Annotated in this window: 7 protein-coding genes; 2 read left to right on the top strand and 5 right to left on the bottom strand. The window is 57.7% G+C overall.

The window, feature by feature from the left end; genetic code table 11:
- Nucleotides 1-238: 238 nt before the first annotated feature.
- The 5 genes from NZK35_RS00805 to hemE form a co-directional block, all read right to left on the bottom strand.
- A complete protein-coding gene (locus tag NZK35_RS00805; protein ID WP_259630697.1) occupies nucleotides 239-4,579 on the bottom strand; it encodes a WD40 repeat domain-containing serine/threonine protein kinase in 4,341 nt (1,446 codons plus the stop codon).
- Nucleotides 4,563-5,138: a sigma-70 family RNA polymerase sigma factor gene (locus NZK35_RS00800; RefSeq protein WP_259630696.1), complete on the bottom strand. Its 576-nt coding sequence runs from the start codon at nucleotides 5,136-5,138 to the stop codon at nucleotides 4,563-4,565. The genes NZK35_RS00805 and NZK35_RS00800 overlap by 17 nt, the downstream gene beginning before the upstream one ends.
- A gap of 113 nt (nucleotides 5,139-5,251) precedes the next feature.
- On the bottom strand, nucleotides 5,252-6,310 hold the full coding sequence (locus tag NZK35_RS00795; RefSeq protein ID WP_259630695.1) for a formylglycine-generating enzyme family protein: 1,059 nt from the start codon (nucleotides 6,308-6,310) through the stop codon (nucleotides 5,252-5,254).
- 221 nt (nucleotides 6,311-6,531) lie between these two features.
- Nucleotides 6,532-6,822 carry a GxxExxY protein gene (locus NZK35_RS00790; protein ID WP_259630694.1) on the bottom strand — a complete coding sequence of 97 codons (291 nt, stop codon included), beginning with the start codon at nucleotides 6,820-6,822 and terminating at the stop codon, nucleotides 6,532-6,534.
- Nucleotides 6,823-6,847: 25 nt separating this feature from the next.
- On the bottom strand, nucleotides 6,848-8,812 hold the full coding sequence (gene hemE / locus NZK35_RS00785) for a uroporphyrinogen decarboxylase (RefSeq protein WP_259630693.1): 1,965 nt from the start codon (nucleotides 8,810-8,812) through the stop codon (nucleotides 6,848-6,850).
- 141 nt (nucleotides 8,813-8,953) lie between these two features.
- Here hemE and trmB point away from each other — a divergent pair, with 141 nt between their 5' ends.
- Both trmB and dnaE read left to right on the top strand, forming a co-directional pair.
- Nucleotides 8,954-9,658, top strand: coding sequence for a tRNA (guanosine(46)-N7)-methyltransferase TrmB (trmB, locus tag NZK35_RS00780; RefSeq protein WP_259630692.1), 705 nt, complete (start codon nucleotides 8,954-8,956; stop codon nucleotides 9,656-9,658).
- Between the two features lie 235 nt (nucleotides 9,659-9,893).
- Nucleotides 9,894-14,810 carry a DNA polymerase III subunit alpha gene (gene dnaE / locus NZK35_RS00775; protein ID WP_259630691.1) on the top strand — a complete coding sequence of 1,639 codons (4,917 nt, stop codon included), beginning with the start codon at nucleotides 9,894-9,896 and terminating at the stop codon, nucleotides 14,808-14,810.
- Nucleotides 14,811-14,939 lie beyond the last annotated feature (129 nt).

The following is a 14,939-nucleotide window of genomic DNA, read 5'->3' as shown; positions in this document are numbered from 1 at the left end:
TGGGTTGGATGGCGTGCTTCCGATGGTTGCAAGAAACTCCTGGTTCGAATCGCACGGGGATAAGTCAAACGGGATGCGGCAACCGCTGGTGTGCAGGCTTCAGCCGCCCACTGTCGCTGCGAAGCAGCGACCGGAAAATCGCCTAAAGGCTGGACACCAACACTTATGCCCGTGCCGTTCACTACGGATTCGAAGCGTTGCAATTCATTAGACAACGCGACCGCGCAAATCGGGCGGATTAATTTTTAACCGCCGTCGCTTTTTCCCAGACGACGGCGGCGACGGGATCTCGATCGCCTGAAGGGGTCATCGAGACACAGCGTGGCCGAAATCCGCTCCGCAGCATTTCGGCGCCGACTAACTGGACGGTGCGAGGAGATTCTCCGAAGATCAACCGTGTGGCGACGCCCTTTTCGTCGCTCCGCCAGACACCGGAGTAGAAGGTTTCGTTCTCACCGTGCGAGCGTGACACTTTGAACGATCGGCATGGATAGCGGTCCATGCCGGCCCGTCGGATCTCGCCAAACATCGCTTCGAAGGAATTGGTGTAGGCAAACCAGGGTTCGAGCGCCGGCTCAGCAAACCGTTCCCATAGCTCGCAGTACCGTAGCTGGCTGTCGGCATCGTAATAGCATTGCCGCAAGATCGGTTCGTAGTCATTCATCTTGCCGTGAAACGTATCGCTTGCCTGTTCGGGCGATTCGCCAAGAGCCAGCCATTGTGTTGCGGTTCCAGGCAGATCATTACGCCACAGTGCAAAATAACGTTCCTCAGAACCGGGGCGATCTTCGACGTATCCGCCGACATCGGCCAAACGGTATCCCGAAGCAATCATTTGTTGCTGCTTTTCGATCAGTGATTTCTCACTCAACTCCAGTTCCCAAATCGCATCAAATTCTCCGCTCTGCCAACCGGCCGAGACGACGACCTGCCCTCCGCTCCACACCGGTGAAATCGACGACAGACGGTATCCGGCGGTGGCGAGTTGCTGATCCAACCGGTTAAATTTGGCAAACGGGACACCGAGCACGAATGCCCCGTTTTCGCTCGCACCTCCATGCGATTGGTTGATTTCTTCACGAATCGATTCATCCAGCGAAACGCCGATGAATGGCTCGTCGAGGCTCGAGGGCTCTCGTTGCGATTCGATTCCCCACGTCGCGAGGTACTTTTTCGCTTGGACGCCGTGGATCGAATCCACTTTCGCGGGCTGCCAGACCTGCTGCGCAATATCGGACGACGGAGGCGTCGTGACCTTGTCGCCAGGAAGTGCAAAACGTTCGAGCCCCGACGACAGTCCGGCGTAGACCAATTGTTGTGAAATGCGCGTCAAATCCCAAATCGCTACGCCTCCATCGGTCAGTCCGATCGCCAATCGTTGACCTCCAGGCTCCCATCTGATCGCATTGATCGATGCGTGTTCATCTGCCAAATCGAAGATCGTCGAACGGGTCTGCAAGTCCAACAATCGCACGTTTCTGTGGCTCGCCTGGACCGCCAGGAGGTCGCCCGACGGGGCGATCGCGATGATGGGGGAACTCAGTCGACCGAGTTCCGCGATTTCGCGGTTCGCTCGCTCCTTTTCCAAGTCCCACTCCAGCAATGTTCCGTCAGCGGAAACGGCGATCAGATTTTGATCATTCGGTGACGCGACCAGATTACTGGAAAACATCCGCTTCGCAATTGTGCGTGATTTCGAACCAGGATCGGACAGATCGATCCATCCGAAAAGTAACCTGGCTTTGACGGCGACGTATCGGGACGATGCGTCAAATGTCATCGATTGGCCGAAGATCGATTCGCGCCGCGCCTGACGTAATTCGATCGGGCCATCGCCCACACGTTGAATCTCCCAGACAGGGATGCCTTCGGGACCACACGAAGCGAACCATTTTCCGTCTGTACTGAAGGCGATGTCGTTGAACGCCGGACCGTTTCGGTTGAGCTGCAGGATAGCGTTCAGGTTTCCGTTTCCGGAAAGTTGCCAAACCAGGAGCGATCGGGAGGTGACGGCTGCAACCAGTGAACCATCCGGGGAGAACTTGACCGACTTTACAGCCGCGCCGACCGGCAACTTGGAAAGCTCAGTGCCGGCTTGGGTGTCCCAGAACCGGACGGTACCGTCCTGACTGCCGGTCGCCAGCACAGCCTTTGCCGGGTGAAACGCGACGCAGCTGACCGGTCGTTGATGTCCGTGCAGGACGATGCGTTCGGGGGTACCGGCCAAATTCCAAATCCTTAACCGCTCCGCTCCTGAAGAAAAAACGCGTGTCCCACCAGGGCTGAACCCCGCCGAACCGAGTGGCGGGGAACCGGGATGGGACAACGTCGCGATCAATCGCTGTGTCAATAAATTCCAGAGGTGGACCGCCCCCACTTCGTTCACGGTAATCAGCCGCGTGGCATCGGCGCTGACCGCCAAGCTGAAAATAGGATCCGTCTGAATGACAGACCACTGTGAAAAATCATCACAGCGGTACGTCGCAAAACCCTGATCCGATCCGACGACCAGGAATTGTCCATCGCTGGAGAATTGCACATTGGGCACCCCAGCCCCTGGTGCACGAATTCGTTTGACCAGCTCGCCCGTCGCAGCATTCCAGATGAAGACGGACTCGGGCGTATCGGCAGCGGCAACGTAGTGTTGATCCGGGCTGATCGCGGTGGTCAGAAAGCCGTGTTGTCGGAACAGAAATTCATAGTCCGGAGGTGCCTGAAAGCTGCGGACGGGCTTGCCATCGGAAAGGTCGATCAACCGGATTTGAAACCGATCGATCAATGCGATCTGATCCTGTCCGACGCCGACGTCCATGTAGTGACTGGTGTAAGCCGCGGGGCACTCCCATTGTCGAATCCAATGGCCGTCTTGCTGTTGGTCCCAACGCTCCAGGGAATCTTTGTCGACCATCAGAAGCGTCGTGCCGCCGTTGGCCATGGCCATCGCACGAATCTCCAATCCGATCCGGTACACGCGAGACTGCTCGCTGCCGTCGCCGACGTGACGCACCACCACGTCTCCTTTGGCGACCGCGACGGCAATCCGCTCCTCATCCAAGAACGTTGCCGCTCCGGGTGAATCCACCAACGCCGGGCCTTCGACGGTCGTCGGCTGATTCCCAACAAAATCGCCGAAACACAGTATCGCTTCTTGTCGTATTTGGGCTTCGTCCTTCTGCACGCCGTTCAACCGAGAGGCTTGTTGAAGCAACGTCAACACTCGTTGTCGGTAACCGCTTTGTCGAGCGCGACGCGTCGCTTCGGCTTCACCGATCAACGACGCATACAGGTTCTGCTTCGCTTCAGCGGTCGCCCGTTCCGCCTCGGCACGTCGGTATTCCGCCATCCGCCACCAGAACCCGACCGAGACGAGGCCGGTCAGTAGAGCGACCATCAGCAGGGAGAGCAACGACGCAACTTCGGGGCGTCGTTTGCACCACTTCCAGGCACGTGACGACCAACCGACAGGTTTGGCTTCGATGGCGTGCCCCGCTAGGAAACGCCACAGATCGTCGCGTAAATCCGCAGCGCTGCGGTACCTGAATTCAGGGGCCTTCTCAAGACATTTTAAACAGATGGTCTCGAGATCTTTCGGCACAGCCGGATTCAACAGACGTGGCCGGACGGGCTCGTTCTCGATGACTTGGCGAATCGTTTCGACCGTCGACTCGGCAACGAAGGGCGCTCGACCGACAAGACTTGTGTAGAGAATCGCGCCGAGCGAATAGACATCGCTGCGGACGCCGACTTGGCCGTGCTCGGCCGCGGCCTGCTCGGGAGCCATGAAGCGGGGCGTCCCGAGGATCTGCCCGGTGTGTGTGATCTCTCCCAGATCAGCGTCAGCTTCGAAGAGCGACTTGGAGAGCCCGAAGTCGGTGATGTGGGGATCGCCGTTAACATCAATCAGCACGTTGGCGGGTTTGAGATCGCGATGCAACACGCCTTGCTGGTGAGCAAAATGAATCGCGTCGGCCAACGTGGCGACCAGTTCCGCAGCGCGACGAGGCGGCAATGAGTCTTCACGGAGCGTCTCGGCAAGACTTTCCCCCTCGATGAAATCCATCGTGAAGTAATGGTGGCCGTCGTGTTTGCCGATCTCATGCACACCAACGATATGCGGATGCTTCAGCGCGGCGGCCGACCGCGCTTCGCGATAAAACCGCTCCACCTGCGCATCATTGGCAAGACGGCCGCTCAGAATCATCTTCAGTGCGACCGTTCGACGGAGTGTTTCTTGGCGTGCTTTGAAAACGATCCCCATGCCGCCGCGGGCCACCTCGCTGAGAACGCGATACTCGCCGATGTAGCGAATCGCAACGCTCGGATTCAATGACGTTTGATTGAGCTGCGAGACTTGCGTCGCGTCAATCGCTTCGTCAGATGTCGCGTCAAGGTTGTCGACAGCTTGGTCGAATTGATCCAGGTCCGCGAAGAATGAATGAAGCTCTTGCTCGAACCTTTTGTGCCGATTGATGAAATCGTGCCGCGGGACCAATTCTCCGTTCTCGATCAGCCGGTAGTATTCATGGACGATGCGATCAAAGGCCTCATCGCGATCTTGTTCGTCACTCGCTTCCGCCATCGTGATCCACCGCGTTCAACTTGTTTCGAAGTTTTTTCAATCCGCGTCGAAGCAGTCCCGCGACGGCTTCGGGGGACCGATCGAGGTGCACCGCAATGTCGGCGACTTTCCATCCATGAACATGTTTGAGCATCACTGCATTGCATTCCGCTTCCAACAAGGAGCCCATCGCATCGGCGAGTTGTTCGGCACGTTCCTGTCGAATCAGGTGTTGGCTCGGTGAAGTCTGCTCGGCAGGCGGTTCGCCGATAATCCGCAACGCCGATTCTTGCAGTTGTTGATCAATCGAACGTTCAAGGCGAATGTCACGTTTTTGAGCTCGATACTTTTTCGCCAGATTGATCAACGTGTGCGTCAAAATGGTTTTCAGCCACGCTCTCAATTCGACTTCGCTGGACCCTCGAAATCCATCCAGATCCTGGTAAGCCCGCAACAGCGTCGTCTGGACGACGTCGGAAACGTCTTCTTTGGAGCGGAAACGCGGGTTCAGCTGCATGTCGGCGAGGACTCTCAGGTACCGCCGATACTGCTCAAGATTCTGTGGTTTGTCACACGACATGGCGCTCTCAAGTCGTTAGACCGGCATCAAAACGTATCTGCGATGGGTGGGAACGATCACTGCTATTTACGAGACAACGCCAGGCCGACACTCGACCGCTGTTTTTAAATTTTTTAGCGATCGACGCGGCTCGTCGTCGGTTCCCACGCTCTCACCCGCCCCAGGCTGCCGCGTCCGTCTTCCAGACGCGATTGGACGTCTTCGGCAAGCTGTTCGCTGTCGGCATCCCAGTAGGCATGTTTCTGGGCATCCGTCATCGGCGCCAGCGGCGCGATGATGCGAAATCCCGTCATGCGGCTCTGTTCGGACGTCATCCACCACGAGCTGCGTGGAAAGTCTGGATCGTCGTCCCACCACTCGACCGTCGTCCGCACGACCGAATCCGCCGTGCAGTCTTCCGCGTCGCTGTCACCGTTGCCGCCGCAGGCGACGTGCCCAAAACGCAACCCCGTGACCGCCGTGTCTTCGATCACCAATTCAGCAACGTTGCCGTGGACATCGTGCAGCCCCCAGGCGTTTGGTTTCTTCGTGCCCACACGCAGGGTTAACGAATCGTCCGACGTGTTGTCCAAATAGACGGCGAACTCGCCGAGCCGCTTGACGTCGTCCCCGTAACAGTAACGCGTCCGACTGCCCGCCAGACAGGCATGCTGCCATTCGCTTCGCAGCGGCAAGCGATAGGTTTGACCGGTCAGCAGCGTCAGGTACTTGGTGTATTGCCGAGCCGCAAATTGACTGACCGTCGTCACCGGGGAATCCGGTGCGCCGGCATACTCGAAATTGTATCGGGTGTCATAGACGTCCGTCGGCCCGGTCACGGCGTCGACGTCCGTCGGTGAGTTCGCTTGGTTGATGCCTTGGGATGCATCCTGCTTCTGTCGGTAGTACAGCTGTCGATACGGCAGGTACTGCTCCATCGTGATTTCGTACTTGCCGATCCAGAACGGTCCAAAGGAAGCCTGTTGCTTGGTTCCCGCCGGCTGATCCTTTGCGACCGGTTTTCCGAAGTCATCGAAGTGCTGAAACGGTGGCGGCGGCTCGATCGTCACCGTGCCACCGGGAACCGGCAGCATTTCGATCACCACGTTGGAACCGGGGATCGGTTGCTGGTAGGGCACCATAAAACCCTGTACTGTTTTGACGAACCGTCCCGCCGCGGGTTGGTTCGGCACCAGTCTCGTTTCTGGCCCCCCAGCAAAGGTCCAGGAAGCGAACAGGGCGACCGTCAATGCAACGCGAGTCGACAGATTGATCACAAACTCTCCTCAGATACGCCCACCGCGAATCAGCCCCGCCCAGTAAAACCAGCATAGCCGTTCTCGGACTCTGCCGGGGAACGGTGCTCGAGAGAACAAACCGCTAATGGACGCTGATGAACACTAATGGGAAGAATTCAGGAGCCATTTTCGGTGTCATCAAGATGCGGAAGAAACTCAGACAAGATGAATCGTTTGTACTGAAGCTTGCCAATTGGTCCGAAGTTTATCAAATAGCCGACTTGACTTCTTGTAATCCGCCTGTAGTTCAACAACTGCGCTTCGTGTTCGGGAGTTAGTGCACTGACTGCTTTCAATTCCACAACAATCTGTTCTGACACAAACAGATCCGGTATGTAGCGTTTTTCCAGGACTTCATCTTTGTCGTGAACGAGCAATCGCCTTTTCGATTCGAAAGAAATTTCCACACTCACCACTCCTCGCCAATCCACCCTACCTCGCACTCAGTTCTTTGACGGTTTCGACCAGGGCGATGGCGTTTTCGACCGGGGTTTCTTTGAACACGCCGTGACCGAGATTGAAGATGTGCCCGTTGCGGCCGGCGACGCTGTCGAGCAGGTCTGCGGCTCGAGAGCGAATCACATCGGGATCCGCTAACAGCACCGCCGGGTCCAGATTGCCTTGCACGCTCTTGTCGCGGCCGATGCGATCCCAGGCCACCGGGAGCGGGATCCGCCAGTCCACGCCGACCACTGTCCGGCTGTCACCGCGAAGCAGCGGCAACAACTCGGGGTTGCCGGTCGCGAAATTGATCACCGGCACTCCGGGCGCGATTCCCGCAATGATCTGATTCATCCAAGGCAACACGAATTCGCTGTACTCGATCGGCGACAGGCATCCGGCCCAGCTGTCGAACAGTTGAACGCATTGCGCGCCGGCGGCGATTTGATGATTCAAGTAGACGGTGATTGCTTCGGACAACGTGCTCATCAATTCCGTCCAGGCACCGCCGCCCGACTCGGAACACGACTGGTACATCAACTTCTTCGTGTTCGTGTACACCTTGCTGCCGCCGCCTTCGATGGCATAACTGGCCAACGTGAATGGCGATCCGGCGAACCCGATCAAGGGGATCTCGGCGGGCAAATCGGCGCGGGTTTGCCGCACCGTTTCATAGACAAACCCCAGCGACTGGGGATCGTCGAGTCGTTTCAAACGCGTCAGATCTTCGGCACCGCGGATCGGATTGTGAATCACCGGTCCGTCGCCGGCGACGAATTCCAGATCAAAACCGAGCGGCTGCAGCAGCGGCAACAGGTCCGAAAAGATGATCGCCGCATCGACGCCGAGTCGTTCCACCGCGGTGCACATCACTTCGCTGCACAGGGCCGGGTTGGCGCACAGTTCCAAGAAACTCTGCTTGGCGCGGACTTCGCGATACTCGCTCATGTATCGTCCGGCTTGCCGCATCAACCAGATCGGCGTCCGTTCGGTCGGTTCACCGCGACAGGCTTTCAGGAACAGGCTGTCGTGGGAGGGATGTTTTTCAGTCATCTCGTGTGATTGTGTGACGAACGAAATCGATTGACGGATCTTGTCGTCGGTCTCTTTTAATCGTTTCTTGGCGGCAACCAGTTGGGCGGAACGTCTGGCCGATTCGACGACCAGGTGGCCCATCTTGGGATGCGACGGTTCCAGGTCGGCGTGCAGGTCACATTCGGTCAACATTTGCGACGTGGTCGGACCGATCGATGCGATTGCCGTGGTCCGCAATCCCGATCGCAATTGATCGGTGACGCCCATCCGTTCGGCCATCCGCATCATGTTGACGATCTGATGGGCACTGGTCAGCAGCAACAGGTCGCGCTGTCCGTCGGCGATGGCCTGGATGTTTTCTCGCAGCGGATCGGTTTGTTCGGGAAAGTCCCAGCCATACACGCGAACCGGTTGGACCGACGCGCCACGGGCTTCCAGTCCGGCGACCAGCGAGGCGTTGGAGATGCCGTATTCCTGCAGCCCGATTTCTTGATTGGCGACGGCCAGTTTGTGGTCGTCGATGTAACGCAAGATTTCACGCCACGTATTCGGTTCGCCGATCCGGTGTGTCGCTTTCACCCCCGCCTCGCGCAGCGCCGCGACGGGTTTGGGGCCGCGGCAAATGGTGGTGATGTCGGAGAGCGAATCGAGGAACCGCTGCGTGTTGACGTGCTTTTCGATCGAACGCATCAGAAAGCGAAATCCGACGCCGGTCATGAAGATCACGGTGCTGATTTGGCCGGTCATCACGCGATAGGCAAAATCGATGGCCGCCCGGTTCGGTTCGATCGGAACCTCCCGCATCGAGGGGCTCACGTGGGGGACGCCTCCGTGCCGCTCGATCAATCGCCGCATGTCGTCGGCGCGGCGGCTTTCCAAAGAAGCGACGTGGAGGCCGGCGAAATCAGCGTCATTGGGCATGGGTCGTTTTTCGTGCTGTTCAAGTGGAGAGCGGTGGGCACCAGGATCTGAGGCGGCATTGTAGACGTTTTCGCTGTCGTTACGATTACCTCTTGACGGCCAATTGACATCATCCCCCGACGACCGGTTCCGATTTTTCCGATGCCCCGCAGCCCCATTCGCGCCCCGAAACCGACGCTCGACTTGACCGACCATTTGTTCGTTTTTCGCCAGCCCATTCCGGGCGAATTGGCTTCGGGAAGCGACACCGGATCGGAAATACCGTTCCCGCCGGTGCCCGAGACGCTCCGCAGCGAAACCGTTTTCGGCAACGATCGGCCGTTGGAAATCGAAGTCGGCAGCGGAAAAGGGCTGTTTCTGACCAACGAGTCCGGACGAAATCCCGAGCACAACTTTTTGGGCATCGAAATCATCCACAAATATGCCAAACACTCCGCAGCGCGATTGGCCAAAGCGGGGCGATCCAATGCCAAGATGATTTCCGGCAACGCCCAGCCGCTGCTCGCCGATCGCGTGCCCGCCGGATCACTCGAAGCGGTGCACGTTTATTTCCCCGACCCCTGGTGGAAAAAACGGCATCGCAAGCGGCGGGTCGTCAACGAGAGCAGCGTGAAAAGCTTTTTGGCTGCCCTTCGCCCCGGCGGCCGGTTCCATTTTTGGACCGACGTGCTGGACTACTTCGAAGCCACCATCGAGATGATCGCGGAAATCGCCCCGGAATTCGGCGTGCCGATCCCCGAAGAAAAAGCGGCCTCGTCCCACGATCTGGACTACCGGACGCACTTCGAACGCCGTAGCCGGCAAAACCAGATTCCGGTTTACCGGGTCAGGTACGAAAAACGTTGAGTTGATGGGAGGGGCAAAACGATGGGGGCAAAACAATGATGTGCTCGATCAAGGCTCGGGATGAGAACCATCGGAGAAATCTCGAAACAGGCGTCCCATCGGGCATTTTATCGTTTTGCCCCCATCGTTTTGCCCTCTCTCACTCCCGGTCCGTCCAATTATCGGAGCTGAGGCAGAATGCTAGAATGACGGCCAATCGCGCCCAGCCAGCTTACCCACGGAAGAGCCTTTTCGCATGTCGGACAACGCCAGCAGCGACACCATCATCACGCCCGCCAAGCCCTTCGTCCACCTGCATTGTCACAGCCATTACAGCTTGCTGGACGGTGCCGGTGACATCAAACGCCTGGTCAACCGCGCCGTCGATCACGGGATGAACGCCTTGGCGTTGACCGATCACGGCAACCTGCACGGGGCGTTGGAATTCTATCGCGCGGCCAAAGGCGCCGGCATCAACCCGATCATCGGCTACGAAGCCTACATCGCGCCGGGCAGCCGATTCGACAAAGGCGGCGCCGGACGCAGTAAAGACGCCAGCTATCACCTGACGCTACTGGCCAAAAACCGCACCGGTTTCAAAAACCTGATCAAGCTGGCCAGCGCCGCGTCCCTGGAAGGGTTTTATTTCAAACCGCGAATCGACAAAGAAATCCTGCAGACGTTCAACGAAGGCATCATCTGCCTGTCCGGGTGCGTGAGCAGCGAATTCAGTCGCACGGTGATGAAAGCCAGTGACACCGGCGAACACGAGAAGGAGGCGATGGAGATCGCCGGCTGGTTCCACAAGGTGTTCGGCGACCGTTACTTCATCGAAGTGATGAACAACGGGTTGGATATCCAGCGGATGCAACTTGAAGGCGCCGTCGACATCGCCAACAAGATGGGATTGCCGGTGGTCACGACCAGTGATTGCCACTACGTCAACCAGGAAGACGCCGAAGCGCAAGACATCATGCTGTGCATCAACACCGGGCGTTTCCGCACGGACACGTCGCGGATGAAGATGGAGAACGATCAGTTCTTCCTCCGCAGCCCCGAACAGATGTACGAGCATTTTCCCGGCATGGAAGATTGCGTCGCACGCAGCCAGGAAATCGCCGACAGCGTCGACATCGATATCGAATTGGGCAAGTACTACTTTCCCAAGTTCGAATGCCCCAACGAGATGAAGCCGATCGACTACTTGCGCGAGCTGTGCATCAAGGGGTTGATGGAACGCTACGAAGGCGACGATGAACGGATCGTCGACGGCAAGCTGTCTGACGAAGTGATGGCGCGGCTGGACCGCGAACTCGGCGTCATCGAAAAACTGAATTATCCGACGTACTTCCTGATCGTCTGGGATTTCGTCATTCACGCCCGGAAAAAAGGGATCTCGGCGACCGCGCGGGGCAGCGGCGTGGGCGCCATCGTGTGCTACGCCCTCTACATGTCGCACGTTTGTCCGCTCCGCTATGACCTGCTGTTCGAACGGTTCCTGGACGAAAGCCGGACCGAGCCGCCGGATATCGATATCGACTTCGAAAAAGAACGCCGCGTCGAAGTCATCGAGTACGTGAAAGAACGCTACGGCAGCGAAAACGTCTGCCAGATCGGAACGTTCGGAACCCTGGCCGCACGGGCCGCGATCAAGGACACCGGGCGGGCGCTGGGGATTCCCCTGTCACGCGTCAACCAGATCACCGAGATGGTGCCCGATGAGCTGAAGATCACGATCAAGAAAGCGTTGGAAAAGAGCGCGGACTTGAAGCAAACCTATGACGGCGATCCGGAGATCCGCGAGTTGTTGGACCTGGCGATGAAGATCGAAGGCCTGGCGCGGAACGTCGGCACCCACGCCGCGGCCGTCGTGATCGCCGACAAACCGCTCTCGGAATACGTTCCGTTGACGCGTGTGCCCGGCAAACAGGACGTCATCACCCAGTGGTCGATGAACGACGTCGAAGCCAGCGGTTTGTTGAAGATGGACTTCCTGGGGCTGCGCAACCTGACGATGCTCAGCCGCTCGGTGAAATTCATCAAACAGACGACGGGTAAGACCGTTGATCCGCTCAAATTTCCGCTCGACGACAAGGCGACCTATGCGCTGCTGCAACGCGGCGAAACCAAGGGCGTGTTCCAATTGGAATCCGGCGGGATTCGTGACCTGCTGACGCGGATGAAGCCCGACTGTTTCCACGACATCATCGCGACCGCCGCACTGTATCGTCCCGGTCCGCTCGAAGGCGGCATGGTCGACGATTATGTGAACATCAAACACGGTCGACAGAGCCCGGAATACAAACACCCCGTCTTGAAAGAGATCCTGGAAGAAACCAACAGCATCATGGTTTACCAGGAACAGGTGATGCGGATTCTCAACCGCCTCGGCGGCGTCCCGCTGGCCAAAGCGTACACGTGCATCAAGGCGATCAGTAAAAAGAAAGAAGCGCTGATCAACCAGAACCAGGAAGTCTTCTTAAAAGGCGCCGTCGAAAGCGGGCTCGCCCAAAAAGACGCCGAAGACATTTGGAATCTGATCGTCAAGTTTGCCGGCTACGGATTCAATAAATGCGTCGTCGGCGAAACGGAAGTGATCGACGCGGTCACCGGAGAATCGACAACCGTTGAAGAACTCTTTCAAAGCAAACGGGAATTCACGATCCATGCATTGAACGACCGTCAAAAACTGGTGCCGCGCAAGGTCACCGACGTCGTCTGGAATGGCGTTCGCCAAACGTTCACCGTCACCACGCGCACCGGACGTCAAATCACAGCCACGGGCAACCACCCGATGAAGACCTTTGACGGCTGGACGAACATCGACGATCTGAACGTCGGCGACAAGATTGCAGTCGCCAGATCAATCGAATCTGTGCAAACGATACAGTGGTCCGATTACGAAGTCATCACCCTGGGGTGGCTGATCTCAGAAGGAAATCTTTGCCACCCGACCTGCCTGTACTTCTATTCGAATTCGCAGTCTCAAGTCGACGACTTCGTCTATCATTCGGAACAATTTGACGAGACATCGGCGCGGACGGATTACCGCAGCGACGGTCGTATCGAAGTCTGTCTGTCGACCGGTCGTGACACGCGATTGGGAAGTCTCGATCATTCCGGAGTTGGAACCGCGGTTGCCGCAAAACGTATCAGCGGGCTGCGGAGCGGTGCGTATACCTGGGCTCAGTCTCTCGGGCTGACAGGAAAGAAAGCCACCGAAAAACACCTCCCAGAAGCGGTGTTCCAATTCGATCAGCGTCAGACGGCAATGCTTTTGGGAAGGCTTTGGGCCGGTGATGGATATGTCGAACAACCGTCACAACAATCCTATTATGCGACGTCATCCCCACCGCTAGCCAGAGATGTCCAGAGGCTTTTGCAACGCTTGGGAATTGTTTCTCGGGTCACTGAAAAGTCATTCGCCTACGCGGGGCGGGCAGACGGAAAGCCAAGGAACGGTTACACGGTTCATCTAATCGGCCACGAATCGCGGCTGAAGTTTCTTCACACCGTCGGCCCGCAGATCGTTGACAAACAAGCAGCCGTGATGTCAGCGCTCGATCGTATCGACGCGGGCGAAGCAAAAACGACCGGAGACTTGGTGCCGGTCGCGGTGCGCTCACTCGTCGCGGAAGAACGCGTTCGTCGAGAGATTCCGTGGCGTGATCTGGAGTCGCAAAGCGGTGTTTCGATTCGTGAGTTTTGCCGTACGGGAAAATCCTCCAAGCGAGGCTTCCAACGCTCGACCGTCCAGCGTCTGGCTGATTTCTTTGAGTCGGAATCCCTCGCCGATCACGCTCAGAGCGATCTTTTCTGGGACGATATCGTTTCCATTGAGCCCGCCGATGTGGTGGATGTCTATGACCTGACGGTCGAGAACGATCACAACTTCGTGGCCAACGGATTGGTTGTTCACAATTCGCACAGTACCGCCTACGCCCTGGTCGCTTTCCAGACCGCCTACCTGAAAGCGCACTACCCGGTTGAGTTCATGGCGTCGCTGTTGTCCAGTGACATCGATGGTCGAAACTTCAAACGGAAAGACGCACTGGTCGAGCACATGGAGGACTGCGATCGGATGGGCATCGAAGTGGTGCCGCCGAGCGTCAACACGTCCGAAGCCGACTTCAGCGTCGCCGACGGCAAAATCCACTTCGCCCTCTCGGCGATCAAAGCCTGTGGCGGATCGACCGCGATCTCGATCGAACAGGAACGAAAGAAGAATGGTCCTTTCAAAGACATCTTCGATTTCTGTGAACGCGTCGATCCGCACGCCTGTAACAAGTCCGCGATCGAAACGCTGGTCAAAGCCGGCGCGATGGATTGTTTTGGCGCCAAACGCAGCCAACTGGTCGCCGTGATCGAAAAAGCGATGCAGGCCGGTGCCGCCGTGCAAGCCGACAAGAAAAGCGGCCAAGCCAGCCTGTTCGGTGCGTTCGAAGAAGAAGAGGAGGCCGCAGGTGGCGCACCGGCGGTCGTCCTGCCGGAAATGGACGAATGGCCCGACCGCGAAAAACTGGGCAATGAAAAAGAAGTCCTGGGCTATTACTTGGACTCCCACCCGCTGGCCGAGTACGAGCCGAAACTCGCCACGTTCCGGACGCACACGACCGACTCGCTGTCCGAAATCCAGGATCGAGGCGAAGTGATTTTGGGCGGCATGATCAGTTCGATCAAAATCGCCCACACCAAAAACCCGAAACCCGGCCAGCCGTCCAAGTACGCCAACTTTGATTTGGAAGACATGCAAGGCGCGATCCGCTGCATCCTCTGGCCACGTGGCTTTGCCGACCACGGCGAAAAGGTGATCCCCGACGCGGTGGTGCTGGCCAAAGGCAAAGTCGATCGGCGGGGTGGGGGCGATGAAGCCAACTTGATCATCGACGAACTCATTCCGCTCGATGACCTGGACAACCGATACACCCACGGCATGCGGATCCGGCTGGACGAAGCCAAGCACGACGGACAGACGATCTCGCGGCTACGGGAGATCGTCCGCGGCTACCCCGGCAACCAAGAATTGCTGTTCAGCATGAAGCTGGCCGAAGGCGAATTGGTCCACCTGAAAGCCGACAAGTTCAAAGTCCAAGTGACCCCCGAAATGCGATCACGGATCGACGACCTGCTCGGCTCAGGGAATTACCGCTTGATGATGAGCAAACCACGCTAGCGCGTCTTACTCGGCCAGCGGTGCACGAGCCGTCGGGAGCTTAAAACACGCCCGTCCCGAACGGCACGGGCATTAGTAAAACGGGATTCAGCAACCGTTGGTGTCTAGCCTTTAGCCCGGATATTGCAT

Origin of the sequence: Stieleria sedimenti (assembly GCF_025060895.1) — a bacterium.
Classification (GTDB): domain Bacteria; phylum Planctomycetota; class Planctomycetia; order Pirellulales; family Pirellulaceae; genus Stieleria; species Stieleria sedimenti.
The sequence above is the reverse complement of the archived record's forward strand: the minus strand, read 5'-3'. Positions and strand labels throughout refer to the sequence as shown.

Bases quoted from the DNA above. Each gene is read 5' to 3' on its own strand.
- dnaE (WP_259630691.1), top strand. From the start codon at position 9,894: ATGTCGGACAACGCCAGCAGCGACACCATCATCACGCCCGCCAAGCCC.
- trmB (WP_259630692.1), top strand. From the start codon at position 8,954: ATGCCCCGCAGCCCCATTCGCGCCCCGAAACCGACGCTCGACTTGACC.
- NZK35_RS00805 (WP_259630697.1), bottom strand. From the start codon at position 4,579: ATGGCGGAAGCGAGTGACGAACAAGATCGCGATGAGGCCTTTGATCGC.
- hemE (WP_259630693.1), bottom strand. From the start codon at position 8,812: ATGCCCAATGACGCTGATTTCGCCGGCCTCCACGTCGCTTCTTTGGAA.
- NZK35_RS00800 (WP_259630696.1), bottom strand. From the start codon at position 5,138: ATGTCGTGTGACAAACCACAGAATCTTGAGCAGTATCGGCGGTACCTG.